The sequence below is a fragment of the Chryseobacterium edaphi genome, from assembly GCF_025628985.1.
Classification (GTDB): domain Bacteria; phylum Bacteroidota; class Bacteroidia; order Flavobacteriales; family Weeksellaceae; genus Chryseobacterium; species Chryseobacterium edaphi.
Genome location: NZ_JAOTEM010000002.1, coordinates 225,420 through 246,952 on the forward strand (window position 1 = coordinate 225,420; position 21,533 = coordinate 246,952).

General features: G+C 32.9%; 18 protein-coding genes and 2 tRNA genes. 10 read left to right on the top strand and 10 right to left on the bottom strand.

Annotation, left to right across the window (positions count from 1 at the left end):
* Positions 1 to 90: 90 nt before the first annotated feature.
* The 4 genes from NZ698_RS09160 to NZ698_RS09175 all read left to right on the top strand — a co-directional run bounded on the left by NZ698_RS09160 (position 91) and on the right by NZ698_RS09175 (position 2,393).
* Positions 91 to 531: a DUF6646 family protein gene (locus tag NZ698_RS09160; RefSeq protein ID WP_263002813.1), complete on the top strand. Its 441-nt coding sequence runs from the start codon at positions 91 to 93 to the stop codon at positions 529 to 531.
* Between the two features lie 106 nt (positions 532 to 637).
* Positions 638 to 1,984 carry an RIP metalloprotease RseP gene (gene rseP / locus NZ698_RS09165; RefSeq protein ID WP_263002814.1) on the top strand — a complete coding sequence of 449 codons (1,347 nt, stop codon included), beginning with the start codon at positions 638 to 640 and terminating at the stop codon, positions 1,982 to 1,984.
* Positions 1,985 to 2,064: 80 nt separating this feature from the next.
* A tRNA-Asn gene (locus tag NZ698_RS09170) sits at positions 2,065 to 2,138 on the top strand.
* Between the two features lie 181 nt (positions 2,139 to 2,319).
* Positions 2,320 to 2,393: transfer RNA gene (locus NZ698_RS09175), tRNA-Asn, on the top strand.
* A gap of 45 nt (positions 2,394 to 2,438) precedes the next feature.
* Here NZ698_RS09175 and NZ698_RS09180 read toward each other — a convergent pair.
* The 4 genes from NZ698_RS09180 to NZ698_RS09195 all read right to left on the bottom strand — a co-directional run bounded on the left by NZ698_RS09180 (position 2,439) and on the right by NZ698_RS09195 (position 12,217).
* A complete protein-coding gene (locus NZ698_RS09180) occupies positions 2,439 to 5,564 on the bottom strand; it encodes a leucine-rich repeat domain-containing protein (RefSeq protein WP_263002815.1) in 3,126 nt (1,041 codons plus the stop codon).
* 25 nt (positions 5,565 to 5,589) lie between these two features.
* A complete protein-coding gene (locus NZ698_RS09185; RefSeq protein WP_263002816.1) occupies positions 5,590 to 10,854 on the bottom strand; it encodes a DUF7379 domain-containing protein in 5,265 nt (1,754 codons plus the stop codon).
* 262 nt (positions 10,855 to 11,116) lie between these two features.
* Positions 11,117 to 11,668, bottom strand: a complete 552-nt coding sequence (locus NZ698_RS09190; RefSeq protein WP_263002817.1) for a contractile injection system tape measure protein — start codon at positions 11,666 to 11,668, stop codon at positions 11,117 to 11,119.
* Between the two features lie 30 nt (positions 11,669 to 11,698).
* Positions 11,699 to 12,217: a Pvc16 family protein gene (locus tag NZ698_RS09195; RefSeq protein WP_263002818.1), complete on the bottom strand. Its 519-nt coding sequence runs from the start codon at positions 12,215 to 12,217 to the stop codon at positions 11,699 to 11,701.
* 328 nt (positions 12,218 to 12,545) lie between these two features.
* Here NZ698_RS09195 and NZ698_RS09200 point away from each other — a divergent pair, with 328 nt between their 5' ends.
* Complete coding sequence (locus tag NZ698_RS09200; protein ID WP_263002819.1) at positions 12,546 to 15,071, top strand: DUF5686 family protein; 2,526 nt, start codon at positions 12,546 to 12,548, stop codon at positions 15,069 to 15,071.
* Between the two features lie 289 nt (positions 15,072 to 15,360).
* Here the strand turns inward: NZ698_RS09200 and rpmA are convergent, their stop codons facing one another.
* Positions 15,361 to 15,618: a 50S ribosomal protein L27 gene (gene rpmA, locus NZ698_RS09205; protein WP_034677604.1), complete on the bottom strand. Its 258-nt coding sequence runs from the start codon at positions 15,616 to 15,618 to the stop codon at positions 15,361 to 15,363.
* 28 nt (positions 15,619 to 15,646) lie between these two features.
* On the bottom strand, positions 15,647 to 16,024 hold the full coding sequence (rplU, locus tag NZ698_RS09210; RefSeq protein WP_263002820.1) for a 50S ribosomal protein L21: 378 nt from the start codon (positions 16,022 to 16,024) through the stop codon (positions 15,647 to 15,649).
* A gap of 162 nt (positions 16,025 to 16,186) precedes the next feature.
* Between rplU and NZ698_RS09215 the strand changes: the two genes are divergently transcribed.
* Together NZ698_RS09215 and NZ698_RS09220 are read left to right on the top strand one after the other, a co-directional pair.
* A complete protein-coding gene (locus NZ698_RS09215) occupies positions 16,187 to 16,729 on the top strand; it encodes a hypothetical protein (protein ID WP_263002821.1) in 543 nt (180 codons plus the stop codon).
* Between the two features lies 1 nt (position 16,730).
* The gene (locus tag NZ698_RS09220; protein WP_263002822.1) at positions 16,731 to 17,819 is read left to right on the top strand and encodes an acyltransferase family protein; all 1,089 of its coding nucleotides are present in this window, start codon (positions 16,731 to 16,733) and stop codon (positions 17,817 to 17,819) included.
* Between the two features lie 31 nt (positions 17,820 to 17,850).
* Here NZ698_RS09220 and NZ698_RS09225 read toward each other — a convergent pair whose 3' ends face one another.
* The 4 genes from NZ698_RS09225 to NZ698_RS09240 form a co-directional block, all read right to left on the bottom strand.
* On the bottom strand, positions 17,851 to 18,090 hold the full coding sequence (locus tag NZ698_RS09225) for a hypothetical protein (RefSeq protein WP_263002823.1): 240 nt from the start codon (positions 18,088 to 18,090) through the stop codon (positions 17,851 to 17,853).
* Between the two features lie 133 nt (positions 18,091 to 18,223).
* A complete protein-coding gene (locus NZ698_RS09230; protein ID WP_263002824.1) occupies positions 18,224 to 18,565 on the bottom strand; it encodes a hypothetical protein in 342 nt (113 codons plus the stop codon).
* 84 nt (positions 18,566 to 18,649) lie between these two features.
* Positions 18,650 to 19,207: a TlpA family protein disulfide reductase gene (locus tag NZ698_RS09235; RefSeq protein ID WP_263002825.1), complete on the bottom strand. Its 558-nt coding sequence runs from the start codon at positions 19,205 to 19,207 to the stop codon at positions 18,650 to 18,652.
* Positions 19,208 to 19,237: 30 nt separating this feature from the next.
* On the bottom strand, positions 19,238 to 19,690 hold the full coding sequence (locus NZ698_RS09240; protein WP_263002826.1) for a hypothetical protein: 453 nt from the start codon (positions 19,688 to 19,690) through the stop codon (positions 19,238 to 19,240).
* Positions 19,691 to 19,906: 216 nt separating this feature from the next.
* Here NZ698_RS09240 and NZ698_RS09245 point away from each other — a divergent pair, with 216 nt between their 5' ends.
* From NZ698_RS09245 to NZ698_RS09255, 3 genes are read left to right on the top strand one after another with little or no spacing between them, the layout of a single operon-like run.
* The gene (locus tag NZ698_RS09245) at positions 19,907 to 20,260 is read left to right on the top strand and encodes a helix-turn-helix domain-containing protein (RefSeq protein ID WP_263002827.1); all 354 of its coding nucleotides are present in this window, start codon (positions 19,907 to 19,909) and stop codon (positions 20,258 to 20,260) included.
* 5 nt (positions 20,261 to 20,265) lie between these two features.
* Positions 20,266 to 20,847 (top strand): MiaE family protein, encoded by a 582-nt coding sequence (locus NZ698_RS09250; protein ID WP_129535636.1) that lies wholly within the window; start codon positions 20,266 to 20,268, stop codon positions 20,845 to 20,847.
* 9 nt (positions 20,848 to 20,856) lie between these two features.
* Positions 20,857 to 21,474: a DUF502 domain-containing protein gene (locus NZ698_RS09255; RefSeq protein WP_263002828.1), complete on the top strand. Its 618-nt coding sequence runs from the start codon at positions 20,857 to 20,859 to the stop codon at positions 21,472 to 21,474.
* The last annotated feature ends 59 nt before the right edge of the window (positions 21,475 to 21,533 follow it).

The following is a 21,533-nucleotide window of genomic DNA, read 5'->3' on the forward strand; positions in this document are numbered from 1 at the left end:
TTCAAAACTTCTATAAAATTACAGATTTTAATTGGTTTCGGTTTTATATTTGCTGCAAATTGTCATTAGTAATAATTTAAAATAAAATCTATGAAGAAATTGGTTTTTATGCTGATGTTTGTTCTTACAGGAACTGCGATCAGCGCACAAGCCTGGACGGGAAAAGGAGATCAGAAAGTTAATTTGGGGCTTAATGCATGGGGTTACGGAACGGGGATTGCCGCTACTTATGATTATGGTTTGAATCAACTTTTGTCTGTTGGAGCCGGAGCCAACGCATATTTTGACGGTTACAAAGACAATAATAAAGACAACAGAGTTTTTATTTTTGGGAGAGTTAATTTTCATTTAAAAGAGGCTTTACAATTACCAGAGCAGTTGGACATTTATCCCGGAGTTGACTTGGGAGTTCTCGGAAGAGACTTTGGAATTGGTGCTCACATCGGTGCAAGATATTTCTTCACAGAGAAAGTTGGTGTTTTTGCAGAAGTCGGGAACAACGGAAGTCTTGGGGTTTCTTTCAACTTCTAAAACATTGGCAGAATATATGACAAAGCTTCTCATTTTGAGGGGCTTTTTTTATTTGGCATCCTTTTGATAATTGTTACCTTTGCAAATTAAAATCTAAAAACAATTAATGGAATTAGCAATTAAGATCTTTCAATTCATATTAAGCATATCTATCTTAGTAATTCTTCATGAGCTTGGGCATTTCTTACCCGCAAAATGGTTCAAAACCAAAGTAGAAAAATTTTATCTGTTTTTCGATCCGTGGTTTTCTTTAGCAAAGAAAAAAATCGGTGAAACAGAATACGGAATCGGATGGCTTCCTTTCGGTGGTTATGTGAAAATTGCCGGAATGGTAGACGAAAGCATGGATACCGAGCAACTGAAGCAGCCTGCACAGCCTTGGGAATTCAGAGCAAAACCAGCTTGGCAGAGACTGATCATCATGATGGGTGGGGTTACAGTAAACTTTTTCCTTGCCTGGATTATTTACGGATGTCTTTCTTTTTTCAATGGTGAAACTACTTTTGATACTGCTAAAGTAAATGCTCCTTTGAATTATACCAGCGTTGCCAAAGGAATGGGTTTCCAAGACGGAGATAAAATTTTAAAAGTAGACGGAAAATCTCAGAATAATCTTGATAAATTGGCTCTAGATGTTCTATTAAGTGACAAAATTACAGTTTTAAGAAATGGAAAAGAAGTTACTTTCCCAACCAATGATGATGGTAAAGCAATGGCTTTCAGAGATGAAAATCCTAAAGCATTTCTTACTCCAAGATTTCCTGCAGTTATTGACTCTATCTACAATCCTAAAACAGCACAAGCCGGGCTGAAAGTTGGCGACCAAGTTGTTTCCGTAGATGGAAAGAAAATTTCTTATTATGACGAATTTCAGGAAACCGTAAGAAACAGTCCGGGAAAAAATCTTAAGGTAGATGTAATGAGAGGCGGATCAGTTCAGCCACTCGTTTTATCGGTGTCTAAAGAAGGGACTTTAGGATTGGCTTCTTATAAACAACTTCAAAAATTTTATGAAACTAAACATTTTTCTTTCGGAGAATCGATCGGGAGAGGATTTACAAGAAGTATCGAAAGCTTAACGTATCAGGTAAAACAATTTAAATTAATCTTCAACAAAAAAGTTCAGGGTTATAAAAAAGTTGGCGGTCCACTGGCAATCATTAAAAATATGCCTTTTGACAAAGCGAAAGACGGAAGCGTTTCTATAGACTGGACAGCTTTCTGGAGTTTTACGGCAATGTTTTCTGTTTGGTTGGCATTCTTAAATTTAATTCCGATTCCTGGATTGGATGGAGGACACGTAATTTTCACTTTATATGAAATGATCGTTGGAAAACCAGTGCCACAAAAGGTTTTAGAAAATGCACAGATGGTAGGAGTTATCTTCCTGTTAGGCTTAATGTTACTAATTTTCGGTAGCGATATTTTTAAAATAGTGACAGATAAATTTTAATTTTTATTAAAAAAATAATTAAAAAACTTGCGTGGTTTAAATATCAGTCCTATATTTGCACCACCTAAAAATAGGGACATTCCTCCTTAGCTCAGTTGGTTAGAGCATCTGACTGTTAATCAGAGGGTCCTTGGTTCGAGCCCAAGAGGAGGAGCAAAAAAGACTTACAGCAATGTAGGTCTTTTTTGATTTTAATACTTTCCTATTTCAAATTATTTTAAAATTTAAATTCCTGAAAAATAATCTGATAGCAGTTTTCAGGTAATTTTGATTAAAAAATATTTGCTTGATATTACTTTTCATATTATCTTTGCACCACCTTAAAAGAGGAACTTTCCTCCTTAGCTCAGTTGGTTAGAGCATCTGACTGTTAATCAGAGGGTCCTTGGTTCGAGCCCAAGAGGAGGAGCAAAAAAGACTTACATTTCTGTAAGTCTTTTTTGATTTTAGTATTTCATATATTTTCAACAATTTCCACTTCTTTCTTCCTTTTCATATTTTGGATGGTATCTTCTAACTGATTGATAATTTTATTCCAAACGGCATCATTTTTAGGATCAAGAATAATTTCTACATCCTTATTTGAGCCGTCTTTATTTACCGTTTGCTGATAATTTCTGATTTCTGTACGTTGCCAACCGCAAGGCTGTAACTCAACAAAAAATAAACTTGAAATTCCATTATCAAACTGTTTGATTGCTTGAGGCAATTCAAAATCAAAAATATATTTGTTGGCTAAAAAATCAGGACTCAACATAAAAATAAAAATATCTGCTTTGGACATTTCATCCTTAATGGTATCGTCCCATCGCGTTCCCGGTTCTATTTTTCTATCATACCAATAATCAATAAAATTATTTGATTTTAAAACTTCCAGATGAGTAATAAAACGATGAATAAAATCTGTATTTTTAGATGAGTAAGAAATAAAAATTCTCGCCGGAAGGTCATCAAAATCCGCTAAATGTTTAAAATCATTGATGCTGAATTTCTTTTTATTATTGGCAAACTGATAAACACCATTCGCTGCGTCTTCTTTTAACTGATTCAGATTAAAGAAATTTTCGCTGTCCACAGAAATTTCTTTTTCTACCGTCCAGCCTTTATTTAATTCATCAATTACTCCTTCAATCTCGTGCTCCAAACTGTTTTTCGAAAAAGGATTAATGGTTTTAATATTAATGACACCTTCGTCCGGAGTTTTCTTAAATTCAACTAGAACGGTTTGCTCTACCTCATCAATAGTTTTTCGAATGATAATTCCGTTTCGCCAAAAAGGAAAATATTTCAACTTGTTTGCAGAATTGCTTTCGTCATTTTTAGAAATATATTTAGCGAACAAATTCAGCAAAATTGATTTGTGAAAATATGCCGGATACAAATAACGTACATTATTATTTTTGAAAGCATTTAAAAAGAATGAAATATTCTGATCCGGTTGTGTTGGTAAAAATTGAGGAGCCACAAATTCATCAGCATCCAATTCAATAATAGAATTGTTCCTGCACAAAAGATCAATGATCTGTTCAGAAAATTTTATTTGACTTTGCTTCTTCAGATCATTCAGTTTAAACAATCCTTTATCATTTCCTTTTTTGGCGGCAAACATTACATCTTTTATGAGTTTATTAAATTCCAGAACATTTGAATAAATGGTGTCGCTATGTTTATCAAAATAAATCAGACCCGTATTGTTGAGCATTTTGGCAATAGTTCTGGCTTTATCCACATCAAAAGGAATCGTGTTATCATCAATAATTTCTATACATTTTGCCATAAATTCCGGCAGATTCATGATTTTCAGCGGTTCGTTGTTTTTCATAAAATATTCAAATACCGAATACTCATATTTTATCAGTTCGCGACCGACGATTTTATGAGATTCTATAAAATCTACGATCACTTCTTCTAAAATTTTAGTTCGCTTTTTTTCCAATAAAGAAATGCCATAAAATCCCCAAATATTTTTGAACTGATCGCTTAGTTTTTCCTGATTGATGCAGCCTTTACCAAGATCTATTTTGTTCTGAAGCACAAAAACGGGCACTAAAGATTTGGCAATATCTTTCTCTGCTTCTGTATTTATTTTTTCAGTTTCATTTTTTATGCCTTCTAAATTGAATTTTATAGATTCCAGCCAATACGACAACGGATAATCGTCATAGATAATATATGAATTTGTTTTGATGTCGGAATCAACATCAAATTCTTCAAAATTTTCTGTTTTTTCAGAAAACTGGTTGCTCTCTACATCCCATAAAACGATGTAAGCAGTATCTTCACTAAAATACATTCTGTGTGCGTCGTGGTAATAATCCTGTCCGCCAAAATCGTAAATATAAATATTCACTTTTCTCTTTTCACCATTCACATTGAGATCTACATTCCATGGCTGAATATCTAGAACTTGTGTAGAATTATGTTTTTCAGAAATATTCTTTTTCCTCAAAAATCTGCTTAAATCTGATTTTCCAACATTGCTATTTCCCACCAAAATTATTTTCAGAATATCCAAAGTTTGCCTTCCGTATCTTCTGGATTCGTTAAAAAACTGAATAATACTCGGATTTCCTTCCAGAATTTTTTCTTTCGGAGGTTCTGCAATAGGATTATTAAAGAGAATAATTCCTTTTTCATTAGAGTCATAACTTGCTTCTAAAGAAATTCTCAATGGTTTTTTCTTCTTAATGAACGGTAATAATTTCTGAATGGAGCGAATATCGTTATGAGACAAATTCAAACGAGTAAGTTTTGTAAGTTTTTCTAAACCTGTAATCTCCTGAATAGCATTGTAACGGAGAGACAGATAAGTCAAATTAATTAAACTGTCTAGATTTTCGATCTTGCTGATTTTATTGGTAGCAAGTTTCAAAACTTTGAGATTCGTCAGTTTTTCTAGGTGTTCAATTTTTGAAATATTGTTGTCAAACAAATACAATTCTGTAAGCCATATCATTTCTGAAATTTCCACTGGAATTGCTTCAAGATTACAGTTTGACAAATCAAGAATGCCCGTTTTATCCTGATTTTCTATATCTATTTTTATTTTCCAACTGTATTTCTGAATGATTAGATATTCTCTCAAAAATTCAATGCTGTTTCCTTTCAGATATTCGGGATCAATATCTTTCAATCTATTTCCGTATAAAGATATATCAACGAGTTTTTCTAAGTGATCAAGATTTTCTATTCTTTCAATTAAATTATTGTGTAAATACAGACAGGTGAGATCAAGTAATTTATCAAGATTTTCAATCTCTAAAATTTCATTATCACTTACATTCAGAAACTGAAGATTTTTCAAATGATTTAAATTTTCAATTTTCCTGATGCCACAATTGCGCATGGTAAGGCTTTTCAGCGAAGCCGGTAAATTTTTAGGAATTGCTGTAAAAGAATTTCTATTTATTTCCCCATCATTACTGAGATCTAAACTTTCCAGAAACGAACACTCTTTTAATAAACTTAGTTCCGGAGAATCGTCACTTAAATCGCAATTGCTAAGACTTAAGAATTTTTCTTTTTCAAAAATCGCTGTTTCAATTCTCTGTCCTGCAGAAAATTTATTTGATGATATCATGGTCGATTAGTTTTTGGTTAAAAAATTATCTTCTTAGCTTACGCAACAGTTCTTCAGTCTTAGTTTTCAATAAAGCAGCGTCTCTGTTTTTGATTTTCCCTGATGCATCTTTTGTAAGCACATCAAAAGCATCAATAATCAATTCTAAGTTGAACAATTCTGCTTTTTTCTTTCCTATCGATCCATATCTTTCTCTTGTCTGTTTGTAATTGACATAGAGATTTTGCCAATTGCTGTCTTTTTTAGCCAGTTCGTGATCCAAAAACAAGATAGATAAATCACTGAATGCATAATCTGAACTATCCCAATAATCCATATTTAAACTGGTGTTTTTAAGCGCTTTTTTATGATCTTCCAGTAAATCCAGATATGTATTTTTCTTTTTAGGAGTAATTTCCTTTTTTACCTGATCAAAATCTAAAATGCTTTGATACGTAAGATAATTATTCAGCGGATACATTTTTTTGCTTATACCATAAGCATCCAGATAATTTTTGCAGGTAAACTCTAAGTTTTTTCTTTTCTGCACTCCTGTACTTACAAAAGCAAACCTTTTATATGAGCTTGCAAGAAGACCCAATCGCTCAGCCGTTTGTTTGATATTGATAAGATCTTTCAAAAATCTTATTATATTCTGAATTTCGGCAGTTGCTGTTCCTGAAGTCATTTTTCCCCCTACAAAATCTTCATAACACAAATAACAAGTTGTATTACAGTATTTTTCCAGCGCAGAAACAGTAAAGACTGTATTTTTGTTTGTTCTCAGTTCGTTTAATATTTGGAGAGCTTCTTTGTACATTCCAAGTTCATAATAAATATAAGCTTCGGCTTCTGAAATACTCGGACTGGAAATTGCAGCTTCCAAACTTCCTTGTCTGATCAGATCAATCTGCGGTAAAATATCTTCGCTTTTTATCTTTCTTACGTCCAGTTTATTCAGCAGATTTTTTAAATCTATTAAGACTTCTTCTTCAAGAATATAATTTTTCTTTTCAAGTTTTGATTTGCTGCGACTGGTCAACTTATAAAAAGGATCTCCGTAGCATTGATATGCTCCCCAAGTGTTATTGTTGTCTCTGCTGTTTTCATAAATTTTTTCACGAGCATATTTTACGGCTTTACCAAAAGTTTCTCCTTCCAGCATTTTTCTGTAAAATTCTGTTGAAAAAGTTTCTGCATCATCATCATTTACCTGCCATCCTGCAACGACAACTGCTTTTACACCATTGTCTATAAGCTGCGTTCCTATATTGGCTGCTAATTTGAATCTGTTCTGATAAAAACGTTCATCAACACCATCGATGTTTCCCAAATGACAGCAATTCACGAAAACAAGTTCCGGAACCGTAGACATTTGTTTGATATGAAAAGGAGTAAAGAAAATATTATTCCCGATTACCATTCCTGAGTTTTGAGGATTTTCGGGATCATAAAGTCCGTGTCCGCAAAGATGCATTACCTTATGAGATTGAGAGAAAACACTTTCAATAATTTTAGACGCTGAAGCATTAACTAAAAACATAGTTTCAAACCCTTTATTGGTCATTACTTCATTGATAGCATTACCTTCTCGTACGGCACCGTTTAATTGATTCACAAACCCCTGCAAATCCGGATCTGCCACGATCAAAACTTTATCTTCCAATACACGATCAATTTTTGGTCGGTAATCTGATGTTGCCAACTGACGAATCATTCCTGAATCTATACACAAAGGTTTTGCTTTTTTAGAATTATCCTGCAAAATTTCCCAAGGATAACTTGCGCTCTCTTTGTCTACCAACCAAACAATATTTCCTTTTCGCATCAGCTTTTCTTTAAAGTCATTTGGAATCAGCATCTCAAACAATGTTCTCGAAATACTGTCTGTCCATCTGTTTTCAACAGAAATTTCTTTTACAAATTCGCTCACAAGACTCGTGCTGGAATATACTTCATTTTCTTCCTGACGGGCATCTCTCGTATTTAAGCTAAAAACAAGACTTTCATTTTTCGTTTTTACACTAATTCTGTTCCACCAGTCTTCACCGTTTTCGAGAGGAAGCTTCTCTTTAGAACCAAACAATTTTTTAATTCTGTAGTTTTCTACATAAATATTGTAAACATCATTTTCACTTTCTACTATTTTTTTGAGTGCATACAATCCCATTACCGCGTTAGATTCGTAGAGTTCTATAAATTCCAGATGATTAATGACGCAGTACTTTTGACTGTTTAGGTTTACACTATTTTTATTGGCGTTGTTGATTCCTTCAATGATGGCTTTCATGGAGCTTTCTATTGTCAATCCTCCGAAATTACTTGCTATAAAAAGTGCAGAAATCCCTACTGTCTCTATATTTTCGTTTAAATTTGATTTATTTAAAAGATAATTGGTCAGCGACAATTCTACCGATTGCGACAACAAATAAGAGGTTAATTTTCCCGTCTCACCAAGTCCGATGATGATGGTGCCTTCAAAATAATTTTGTCTTTCTATTATTTCACAAGTCCCGATTTCGCCGGGATACACTCCTAACTGGTTTTTCTGCGAAAGCATGTAATTCACATTATAATCTATCGCTTTCTCTGCATACAAAATACCGTCATTTTTAAAATGTCCCGCAATTACAGGAAAAGAAGCATAAGACAAATCACCATGACTTATTGATACGGTAATCGGAATATCATTTACACTAACTTCTTTTTCATTTTTAATTCCGAAAATCGAATTTTCCAATCCATTTTGAGAGAAATCAAAATCATAATCTTCAACATATCTGAAAGTGGTAGATTCTCCTCTGAAAACCGGTTTGTTCTGCGAAATTTTATCGGTCGCTCCTTTAGAAATTATTTCTTCAATTGCCGTAAAAAGTGATGTGTCATTGGCTAATTCTCCATGCGTAACGTTGGAATAATACACTTTCTTTTTATCAATAAGCGTTTGTGGAATCCCTGATTTCCAGGTCACACTTTGATCGCCTTCTCTTGTAGCTTCAAAAATTAATTTTCCATTTTCAAATTTGTGTCCGCAAGGTGTTGCTTTATCCTGACCGGCGATGTAAGAAGCGTTCGTAAAATCTATTTTATTTTCTGAAACGAGAGCATTTATTTTGTCCCTGTATTCTTTAAAATCATTTAAATCAGATTCATTCGGAATTGGCCACGATGCATCTTCAAATCCATTTCTCATTAGTTCCCAGGTTTTAACATCTGCATAATTGTCATTTTTATCGTTTGTAAATGGCAATAATGAGAGAATTCCGGGAAGCTTTGAAAATATTTGTATCAACTCTTTTTTCGAATGTTTCATATCCAAAAAGCTCAACTTATTGATGATGCCGTCTTTCCCGAATAGTACCGAAAGAATACGGTGAGAGCCTTTCAACGGAGAACCCAAAAACAGAAGCTTGAAATCTTTGGAATTATTCAATTTTGTCCAGGTTTCCGGATGGTAAGCGATAAAATCTCTCATCAAAACCCCGCCCATAGAATGACCAATAACTTTTATAGGTTGATTAAAAGTCAGTAAATAATTAATTTTATCATCCAATTCTTTCGCAGAATCTTTCATTTTTTTTCTCCAGTCAAATGGGAAGACAACTACATCATAATTAAATGACAATTGAGTACTTAATTTACCATATGAACTTTTTATAATAGACTGAGCTCTGTTACTTACACTTGTAACATCATGCATTTGTTCCAGACCGCCTCTTACAATGTTCCAGTAATTGAGCCAGATTCTGTTTTTTTCTTCAACATTGTAGATGTTTGAACCCATAATTCCCGGTAACAAAACCACAATCGGTTTTTTTCCTGAAGGTGGAATATTACTTGGAAATAACTCTCCGTTATCTAATCCCAAAGCTCCTCTGTCGCTGGAAGGAATTTCAAATTGTGGAATTTTACTGTACCCCGGAATCAGTTCTCCTGTTTGAGTTTTCAAAGCATTGAGAATGGCATCCTGTGTTTTTTTGTTGTCAAAATAATGAATGTGATCTACAGAAGTTCCTTCATCAAAAAAATACTGAATATCACCTAATCTTCTTACACCCAAATACATAGAATCTGTATTGACAACCAAATCATTTCGCTGAGTATAAAATAATTTCCCTAATATGACCAATAACCCATGGAAATTGATGCTCAATTTTCCGTTGCCCGAAATCACCATCAGAGAATTCCCTTCTATTCCATTCTCTGTTCCTTTATGATTTAAAATTTTAATAAAATCCGACTGCGGGTTCATTGCTTCCAGACCTGGAAGTGTGTTGATATTACTTTTATGCTTAAGAACTGTAGCGATTAAGTCATGGGTCAAAGTTGCTATCATACTTGCTTTTTCCACAATCAAATTAAAAAAGACATTCAGAATATGATCTATTCTTTCCGAAGCCAGAATTGTTCCTGCGGAAGGTGATGCAACACGGATAAATTTTGTGATTCTGATTTTTTTGGTTTTAAAAATTTCATCAAGTTCCTGAATATTGGCAATATCTTCTTCTCTTTTTTCCTTTTTTAAAAGCTCAATATGATCTTTGGAAAAACCTGTATTTTCAGAATATTTACATAAAACATCTCCAACCAATCCGCCTCTGGAATGACTGATGATATGAAATTCACCATTATCAGGTAATTTTTTTGCAAGATCAACTGCATTTTTTAATGGACTTTCTGTAAGCGTTCTGTGCTGAAAAGCTAAAACAGAATCTCCGTAAATATCCCTAATTTTTGTGAATGTTTCATTTTTCTTTAATGCGCTGAAGGCACCTAAAGTATCAGAATTTGTACCGTGAATGAAAAGAAGATACGCTTTGTCCGAAACTTTTTGTGATTCGTCAAATGCCTTTAATTCAAAATTTTCATTTAAAGTATTCAAGCCTTCATAACCGTTTAGATGGCCGTTTTCTAATTTTTCGGCGGTTTCTTTCACCAGTTTGTCTTCAGCTGGTTTTGTAAAGACATGAATGATTTTTAAGACAATTTTAGTTACAAAATTTCGATCCTGATTGTTTCCGTTGAGAGAGAGCGGAAGATATATGATTTTGTTATCATTTCCGTCACGATCGCTTTTTTCGGCAGTCGGAAAAAGCTCTGTAATGGTTTCTGCATCAGAATACCAGGAAGTACCATCATCGTAGATGAACTCATAATATTTTTCTTTTTCACTGAGATCTATCTCGCCATATTCACTTATCGCCCGGTTTTCGGAGCCGATGATATACGTTTTTTCTAAATCGGGAAGTTTGATGTCGGGATTTCGCAAAATCTCCTTTACAGGGAATTTGTACTTCAATTTTGTTTCCATGGTATCGTTTTTTAGTTTTATAAATGGTAAAGTACTATCAAAATTAAGAATACAGACCGCATTATAAAACAGGAAAAACACCCGTATTTAATATTCTACAGCACTATTTCTCAAAAGAATATATCCTATTTGTCAAGCTTTATCCGTAGATAATAAAATCATCGGTCTCGAGTGAAAACCAAATGATCTTAAAAATCAACCATATAAAAATACAATATTACCCTGATTTATAGCTATTTGTAATTAAATTTTTTAGAAAAAATTAATTTGAAGTCCAATTGACATATAAAAAACCGTTCATCCATGGTGTTTTCACAAAACCGATTCCCCAAGGTAGAGCATTTAGTAAAATACCAATACCCCTGTTTTCTACAAAAAGCTCCAAACGATCATCTGATGTGATAAGCAATTGTCCGAATCTCTGTAAAAATGAATTTCTCAAACCATCCGGACTTGTGTTTTTCAACACTGACCAATGTTCGATAACAGCGCGAAGCAGATCATCACAGATTTCTTTTTCTTCAAGAGTAATTTTAATTTCAAAATTCACTTTAATATCCAAAGGAAATCCACAAAGAATTTTGTTTAAAAAAAGTTTTTCATCGTAGAAATCTGTCTTTCCAGCAACCAAATATTCAGTTATAAGAACTGCTCTTTGATGGCTCAAATCATTTTTCCAAATATTTTCGTCACATAGATTCAACTCGTGAAAAAGTCTGGAAAAGAATGGATTTAAAATAATTAATCCAGCATTTTCAATTTCGAATGGAAAAAATTTTGAAGTGGAGTCGGCATTTTTAAAAAGTTCATTCATATCGATTGTTTGAAATTCAACATGATAGCTTCACAAATTCACACTTTCATTTGGTAACATTCTTACTTTGTAAAGAACCGATGGCATATAATAACATCCTAAATAAGACCACATATGATGAAGTTCTTCAGTAGATAAACTTATCATTTCGATTGCAATTTTTTGATTAAAATTCAACTCATTTATCAGCAAATCAGAATCTTGAACTTGAAATATTGGCTTATCTTTAAAATATTGAATGATTTCTTCAAGAGCATCAATTCCTTCAAGATAATCAGCGGATTTTATCATAGGAGAGGCGAATAAAACCGAGAAAACTAAGTTTGAAAAATTTTGTGTTATTCCTGAAGAATAGCTGGGTGAAGTTTTATTTTTTAAGTTTCTGACTTCTTCAATATTGACCAGTGATAAAATAATGGGCGATGACAATTGTAAAAACTCTTCATCTTTGCTTATTGCTGCGAGATTTGCAATTACAACAGCAGATTGACTCTGGAGTTTACTATTGATATCATCTGCAATCTTTGTAAGAATTTCAGATATTTTCATAGGATTAGTTTTTTTAACAAATTTACATCGTAAAATTCATCTGCAAATGATTAAAAACATTTTTATGATTTTATGAGTTTTATATTAAATATTTCGTCAAATTTATTCTTAAAACTTTCGTTGAAATTATTTCTACTAAAAAATATTTAAAAACATCAAATATTTTCACGAATTTCCTATTCTCACGATATTTTAACGCAATATTCGTAGGCATTTTTTCGTTACATTTGCATTTTAACAGATAAACAGAAAAGTCTTTAAAAAACTTTTAAATTTTAATCATAAACAGCACAGTTTTTGTTTAGCTAAATGCTTGAAGATACGAATGATGTCAACTAATCAATTTAAATATAGTTTCCTTTATATTTCCCTTTTAATAACCAGTTTTTTTCATGCTCAAAACACGGCAAACGGAAGAATCGTAGATGCCAAAAACAACAAAGAAATCAATGCTGTTGATATTTTTATCAACGACAGCAATACGCCAATTCTTACTACAACATCTGGAAGCTTTACTGTAAAATCAGACAGCATTATTTACAAGCTTAAATTTCAGAAAAAAAACTATGCTTTGGAAAGTGTAGAAATCACCGCAGATAAAAGCAGTAATCTTATTGTTAAATTATCCTCAGAAAAAGTTAGCAGTATCGAAGAAGTTGTTATTCATAACGAAAAAACTAAATTCAAGAACAAGAAAGAAAATCCAGCTTACAGAATCATGCAGGAAGTCTGGAAACGCAAAAGAAATAACGGTCTTGATAAATTTGATACTTACACTTACAAAGAATACGAGAAAATTCAATTTGACGCCAATAATCTGGACAGCGCGTTCATGAACAGGAAAATCTTCAATAAATTAGACTTTATCTTTGATTACGCAGATTCTACCGCAAGAGGAAAGATGGCGCTTCCTATTTTCTTAAATGAATCTATATATACCAATTTCGGAGAAAATAAACCCGGAAAGAAAACAAAAAAGCTTTTAATCGCACAAAAAACATCAGGATTTCAGGATAATCAGGTGATTGCTATTACAGCAAAAAATCTTTACCGTGATATTAATATTTACGATAATACTTTAAATTATTTCGACATCGGATTTCCAAGTCCTGTCGGAACTGATGGCTTTAGTACGTATGATTATAACTTAGTTGATACGATTGCGGTTCGTGGCGAACAGGCTTATAAAATACGTTATCAACCAAGAAGAACTGAGGTTTTGGCATTTCAGGGATACCTTTATATCGACACCGATTCGTATGCTGTTTTAGGAGCTACTTTAAAATCAACAAATAAGATTAATGTCAATTTCATCAATTCTATTTCAACCGAACTGGAATATGATAATCCGGATGACGAAACATTTTTGCCTAAAAAATTCATCACAGAAATCGAAATGACACCGTTTTCTAAAAAGAAAACCGCAAAAGGCCTCGTCGCAAAACGAACTGTCGATTATTCCGAATACGATTTTAACAAACCTCTCGACGACTCTGTTTTCACAAGAAAAGAGGAAGAATATGATGCAAAATTTGTCGATAAAGATGATGCGTATTGGGTAAAAGCAAGACCCGATTCGCTTTCAAGATCAGAACAGGGAGTTTATGAAATGCTTGATAAGCTTCAGCAAACTCCAAAATTTAACCGTATTGTGAAGCTTTACGAAACACTTGCTTCACAACATTACAACATTACAAAAGGTATTGATATCGGTCCTATTTTCTCAATTTACGGAAAGAATGATGTGGAAGGTGACAGAATAAGATTGGGAGCTAGAACATATTTCGGACAGAATGATCCTTGGAGAATTCAGTTTTACAATGCTTATGGTTTTAAAGATCATCAATTCAAATATGGTGTTGAAGGTCGATATATGTTCAACAGAGTCAACCGTTTTATGGTTGGAGCCGGAACGAAAAGAGATATAACCCAACTTGGTGTGCAATTGACTACAGAAGATGGCATTATGTCCCGTTCGTTTGCTTCTTCAACAGTTTTTGCGAGAGGAGAAAATGCTTCTTTAAGCTCAGTAAACCAAACCAGCATTTTTACATCAATCGAGCCTTGGAAAAACTTTCAGGTGCGAGTTGACGGGACGATGCAAAGTATTAAATCCGCCAATCCATCAGGTTTTAGCTTAATGTATTACAGAAATGGAGACTTGAGAAAAACAACAAATGATTCTCACGTTACGATCAGTTTGATTGCAAGACCCGGAGCTAAGTTTTCCCAGACAGGGGTTGACCGATACGAACACGGAACTTTAGCACCTACCATTGTTTTGAAATATACGAGAGGTATTGAAGGTTTATTTAATGCTGATTTTAATTATAATAAGCTGCAGTTTATGTTTTACAAACCGATTCTTTTGGGAAGTTGGGGGAAAACATTGCTGAATTTTGAAGCCGGGAAAAACTTTGACACCGTTCCATTGGCGTTACAGAATGTTATTCCGGGAAATCAATCTTATGGATTGGTTCCGAATACATTTGCGCAGTTAAATTATTATGAATTTGTAGCAGATACTTATTCTACCCTTCATATAGAGCATCATTTTAACGGTAAAATTCTTTCTTTTATTCCTTTAATCAAGAAACTGAAACTAAGAGAAGTTGCTTTCATCAGAGGTGCTTACGGATCTTTGAGTGACGCATCAAAAAATATCAATGTTGAGAATCTAAAATATTCTGCGCCGGATCAGCAGGTTTACTACGAATACGGATTTGGTATAGAAAATATCGGTTTCGGAAACATCAGAATTTTACGTGTAGACTTCAACTGGAGAGGAAATTATCTTGATAGACCAGATGTTTCTAAGTTTGGCATTAAGGCTGGTTTCCAGTTTAATTTTTAATTTTATAGATTAAAGTTATTAGCTATTAATTATAATAACCTGATTTAAAATTTCACTGAGACGTTTACAAATTTATAGAATAATGTTCGTTATTCAGTAGGAATCTCAGCCTCAACTCTAGGAAATAATAATCTGGATTCCTACGGAATGACAAAGACTCTGTTGATTTATTTGGATAATAATTACTTCCTGCTTTCTTCATAAAAATTAACTACAAAATAATTAATTAAATATCACAAAAAATCCTCAACAAAATGCTGAGGATTTTTATTTTATAAAACGCTTTTAATTATGCGTTTGGCTCAATAGATACGTAAGATCTGTTGTTTGCTTTCTTTCTGAAAACTACTTTACCGTCAACAAGTGCGTGCAAAGTGTGATCTTTACCCATACCAACATTTTCACCTGGGTGATGTTGAGTACCTCTTTGTCTGATAATGATGTTACCAGCAATAGCGTCTTGTCCACCGAAAATCTTCACACCTAATCTTTTAGAATGAGATTCTCTACCGTTTTTGGAACTACCAACTCCTTTCTTGTGTGCCATTTTATTTTAAGGTTTTTTGGTTTAACAATTATTCTGCGCTTTCAGCGTCAGCTTTTTTAGTTGTTTTTTTAGCAGGCTTCTCTGCTTTTTTACCTTCAAATCCTGTAATACCAGTAATTTGAATTTGAGTTAAAGATTGTCTGTGACCGTTCTTTACTTCATAACCTTTTCTTCTTTTCTTTTTGAAGACGATTACTTTATCAGCCTTTACGTGGTCAAGGATCTCTGCCTCTACAGTGATACCGCTTACAGCTGGGGCGCCTACAGTGATTGCTCCGTTTACAGTAAGAAGAATTTTATCGAAAGATACTTTTCCTCCTTTATCTCCTTTCAAACGGTTCACAAACAACTTCTGGTCTTGCTCAACTTTATATTGAAGCCCTGCTATTTCTACAATTGCAAACATTGTCTATAAATTTTTAGTTAATTCGAGGTGCAAATGTACTGATTATATTTTAATTAAGAAACACATATTCTAAATTTTATGCGATTTTACAAAAAACAGTTCCAAAAGTATTATTAGGGAAAATATTATTGTTTATAAATTGTACTTTTGAAAAAAATACTCATGAGATATTTATTCCTTTTTGTAAGTCTTATTTTGTTGACTTCATGCACGGTATATGGTGTAACCAATGATTATAAAAAACTTTCTGGCGAAGAAAAAAATAAAATCGTTCCTTTAAAAGATTTTTCAACTGTTGACAACACTAAGATTTATAAAATCAACGGACAACAACTCAAAACTGAACTCGCAAAACATCCCAAGTCTTTAGTTTACATTTTCACAAATGGCTGCACCTCACAATACTGCCTTCCGATGTCAAATTATGAAAAGTTTGCCAAAGAAAATAATTATAAACTTTTTCTTGTTATGGAAGGTTATGCAAAGCTTGATAAGACAACCGAGCAACGTTCAGAAGTTTTCCAAGAGCCATTATATTCAATAGACAATGATTCTTATAACTCTTGGTACTCTATAAGATATCACAGGCTTTTCGCAAACGAACTTAGAGGAATTGAAAGAAAATCAAAACCTGACTGGGAAGGAAGTTTGTATTTCTTCAATTATGACAAATTAGAAAAAGTTACAAGCGAATTACCTCAATAGCATGAACAGAGATCTCTACATCGATTTTGCGAAAGGCTTAGCTACACTTTCCATTATTTTTATTCATACCGCATTTTGGTCGGGACAGTTTTACATTATTCCTGAAATCAGAGTTTTCTCTCTGGTTTTTGATGTCGCTTTGTTTTATGCTTTAAGCGGAATTACTTCAGGATCGAATATCGAAAAAACGCTATACAGATTACTGAAACTTCAGATCACGTATATGATTTTTGTAACACTGTTGTTCTTCTTAGATTATTTCTTTAAGATTTTCGGGCTTACTTTTTTCTCTTTAGAATGGCTGCAAAGCTTCTACTCTACTTTCGGATCAAAATATGCGGCAACAAGCATTTCAACAGCACCACAATGGCAAAACTTAGGTAATTGGTATCTTCATGAATATTCAAATGCAGACACGTTTCCGGTTGTGATGGGGAGTTTTTGGTATCTGAAAGTTTATTTTATTCTAACCGTTTTTGGTGTATTACTTTTAAGATTTTTCCCAAAACATGTCAATTGGTTTATCGGAATTTGTGTTGCGTTAACTTTGATATTCAATATTTTCCCTGAAATGTATCCAAGCGGACAAGTAGGATATGTCGCATTTTATATGACTGTTTTCCTTATTGGAAACAGAATGCGTGGCAAAAAAATCCCGACAAAAATCATTCCTGTTCTTTACGGATTGGTTGCAGCTGCTTTAGCGTGGATGTTCTGGTATTATGGAAACGAAATATTTTCTAAAATCAATAAACAAAAATTCCCGCCACAAACACCTTATATTATTTGGTCATTATTTTCTCTGACAACATTATTCGTTTTTTACAACAGATTAAAAATCACCAAAGAAAGTTTTGTTACCTACATCGGGAAGAATGCCATATTCTTTTATTTCGGACAGGGAATCAGTTCGTCTTTAGTTTATTTTCTGGTCGTTCCTATGAAAGAATTAATGCCTTGGTGGATTTTAATGGTTATTATTTATATCATCAATGTGCTTTTAGCATTCATCATTGCTTCGGGTTTAAAGAAGTTTGATGCTTTCGGATGGAAAATTCTGGAATTTTTGCGTAAAAAAACCGCTCAGTAATTTACTGAGCGGCAATATTTTAACTTTAAATTTAATCTCTCGTTCCTCTTCCTCCACCTCGCACAAGCAATGCGATTACTATAACCAGAACGACTCCTCCGATAATAAGATAAGTTGGGTTCATGTACCACTCTTCTGTTGTTGTGGTTGTTGTAGATGTACTTACATTTGAATTAGACGCTGTGTCTTGAGCAAATGCAATCACACTGAAAAATAAGGAAAGAATTGTAAATGCAAACTTCTGTAAATTTTTTGTAATTAATGTATTCATGATTTAAGATTTTAATGTTGCTATATAGTAATCCAACTTTGTGCCACAGATTTTTATAAAATGAAAATAATTTATAATTAGCTATACTTTACAAATAAAAAACCGCTTTACAGGAGTAAAACGGTTCAGTCTATTAATGATTTATCGTCATTAAAGTTTCTTCTAAAACTTTGTATTCACCTTTTTGATATACATCTTTACTTGAAAGTAAAACTTCGTAAGTGTAGATTCCTTTAGGTAAATTATACGTACACTCTTTTTCGTCTTTTTGGATGACGAATTCTTTTTTTACTTCTTCATCTTCTATTTTCCCGTTTAGCTTTATGGTAATTTTTTCGTCCATTTTGTTTTCGAAACAAAAGCTCTCAACAGTTTTTGCATTGGGATCAACGGATTTTGTTCCGTTTCCTTTGAAAGCCATATAACCTTGTACCAGAATATTACCAATTGCTAAACCTCTGTCTAAACCTGACATTGTGGTTTGAGATTTTAAATTTAAGTTGAATAATAAAATAAGAAATAGAATAAAAGTTTTGATTCTCATTTTTAGTAAAAAATCCTAATTCTTTTGTAATTCTCTATTTAAAAAATCACAAATATCATGATAGTTAATTAACCCATTATATTCTTTGATTAATTTTTTATCTCTAAAAATTAAAGTTCGTGGAATTTCAAACGATGTGACCTGAATAATATTAGAATTTGAAGATTTGTTATAAAACATATTTTCCAAATGCTTTTTATATTTAAGATTCTGAATTGTTATATCGTTCCATTCGAATTTTTTAGAGGCTACAAATTGTTTTACTTTTTCAATATCACTTGTATTATCAATCGAAAAAGAAATAAAATCTAATCCATCTCTATTATATTCTTTTTTCACTTTATTCAACTCAGGAATTTCGTCAATACATGGTTCACACCAAGTTGCCCAAATATTAACCACTACAATATTTCTAGAATTATAATATTTCTTGTAAAAGGGTGAATCTTCTATTTTTAAGTTTTCATTATTAAATGTGATCGTAGTATTTTTTGCTATTTTTAACTTGAATACTGCAACTCCAATTAAAACAATTGAAATAATAAGTAATAACAGATAAATTAATTTTTTCATGATATAGCTTGTCAAATTTTTAAAAAGATTTTACTCCACTTTTTGTAAGTGAAAAGCATAGTATTTAACCCCTTCGAATTCCAAAACTTCACTCTTAGAATTTGTATCAAGTACATATTTTTCACCTTCATAATCCCAAATTCCACTTTTAATGATCCTCATGTTTTCTAGATCTTTAGGATCTTTAACATTTAGTTCTTTCATCAACTCTCCTTCTTCAACATATAAATATTCTACTTTCTCTTCGTTTTGATTATCATTGTTAGCATTTCTACCCCACAACATAATAGGAAATCCATCGACTGTAACTAAGCAGCCAACTACATCTGTATCAACAGTCACAATCCCAATCCCTACCGAAACATGAAATTTTTTACAATATTTTACTTTTATTACAGGTTTTTTCTCACTCTGGGTTTGTCCAAAATACAAACCTCCTGTCAAGAATGCAATAATACATACGAATTTAAATAAATTTTTCATAATTTTTTAATTGTTAAATGTTTTTTAATTAATTTTTTTTACACTTTTATGTTTTCGCGATAACATTTTACAAAAATAGAATAGTGATTTACTTTTTTACCAATCAAAACTGACAAAAGATTAATCAAAATTTGAAAATTTTTAGTCATTTTTGAAAATCGTAGTTTTGATGAGTTTAATAAAATTTTAAATACCTTTGTTAAAACATATAGCAAGATGAAAATAGGTCAAAAATTAAAAGGAATGAGAATAGAAAAAGGGTTTTCTACCATAGAGGTTGCCGAAAAATTAGAAATTTCGGAATCAACTTACAGAAGGTTCGAAAATGATAAAAGTTTTCCAGACATTTTCATTTTAGACAAGATTGCTAAAATTTATGATAAAACATTAAATGATTTGTTACCTGAAGGAATGACTGTAATAAACAATAATAATGGCGAGTATTCTAACAATGCAGGTTATATCGTGAATCAATATCTTTCAGAAAAAGTTATAGAGCAATACGAAATCAGAATCAAGGAAAAAGACGAACAAATCGCTTTATTAAAAAGTCTTTTAGATAAAAAATAAAAATCATGTTTAAGTTGAAACTTCCCACCGATCCAAGGTGGGCAAATATTGCAGAGGATAACATTCAGGAAATTTTAACCGATCATGCGTGGTGCGAACAAAAAGCTGCAACAAACGCGATCGGATTGATCACCATGCTTCCGGAACGTCCGGACATTGTGACGGAACTTTTGGCAATTGCTCAGGAAGAGCTTGAACATTTTGGGCAGGTTCTGGAAATCATTAAGAAACGCGGTTATACTTTTGGACGAACAAGAAAAGACGACTACGTCAACGAATTAGTCAATTTCATTCAGAAAGGCGGTCACAGAGATACAATGATTGTTGACAAAATGCTTTTTGCAGCGATGATTGAAGCAAGAAGCTGTGAAAGATTTAAAGTTTTAACAGAAAATATAAAGGACGAGGAACTAAAAGTATTCTATAAGGAACTGATGATTTCCGAAGCCAATCATTACACAACATTCATCGGCTTCGCAAGAGAATTGGGTGACCCTGATCAAGTGAACAAACGATGGGAAGAATGGCTGGAATATGAAGCCAAAATCATCAAATCTTACGGTAACAAAGAAACTATACACGGCTAAAAAATCCTCTTGAAAAAACTTACTTTTGAAAATATCACAAATTTTTTCCTGAAAAACTTCTTTCAGGGATTATTAATCATTGGGCCGATCGGGTTGACGATTTTTGTGATTTGGTATGTGATTTCATCTGTTGACAATATCATTCCTTCTGTCGCCAAACAAATTCCGGGATTGGTTTTTGTTTCTACGATTCTCGTTACCGCATTATTAGGATATTTGGGAAACAAATTTGTGGTCGGTCGATTTTTTGTCGATGCCATAGACCGGATTTTAGAACGAACTCCCGGTATCAAACATATCTATTCGCCTACAAAAGATGTGATGTCTTCATTCGTGGGTGACAAGAAAAAATTCAGTGATCCGGTTTGGGTTAAAACCAATGAAAACCCTGAAATCTGGAGGATTGGGTTCTTGACACAAAAAGACATGTCAGATGTGCACAAGCATGATTTTGTTGCGGTTTATCTTCCGCATTCTTACGCAATTTCGGGTTGGGTCATTGTAACCGCAGAAAAAAACATCAAACCTGTAGTCGGAATGACAGCAGCCACGGCAATGAAATTTGCGGTAAGTGGCGGTGTGGCAGGTTTCCACTCAGACGACAACGTATTTAAAGCTCCGGAGTAGATTTGATTTAATATCAGTAGATTTGATTTCCTATCATTTCTCTCATTAATATTATGTTA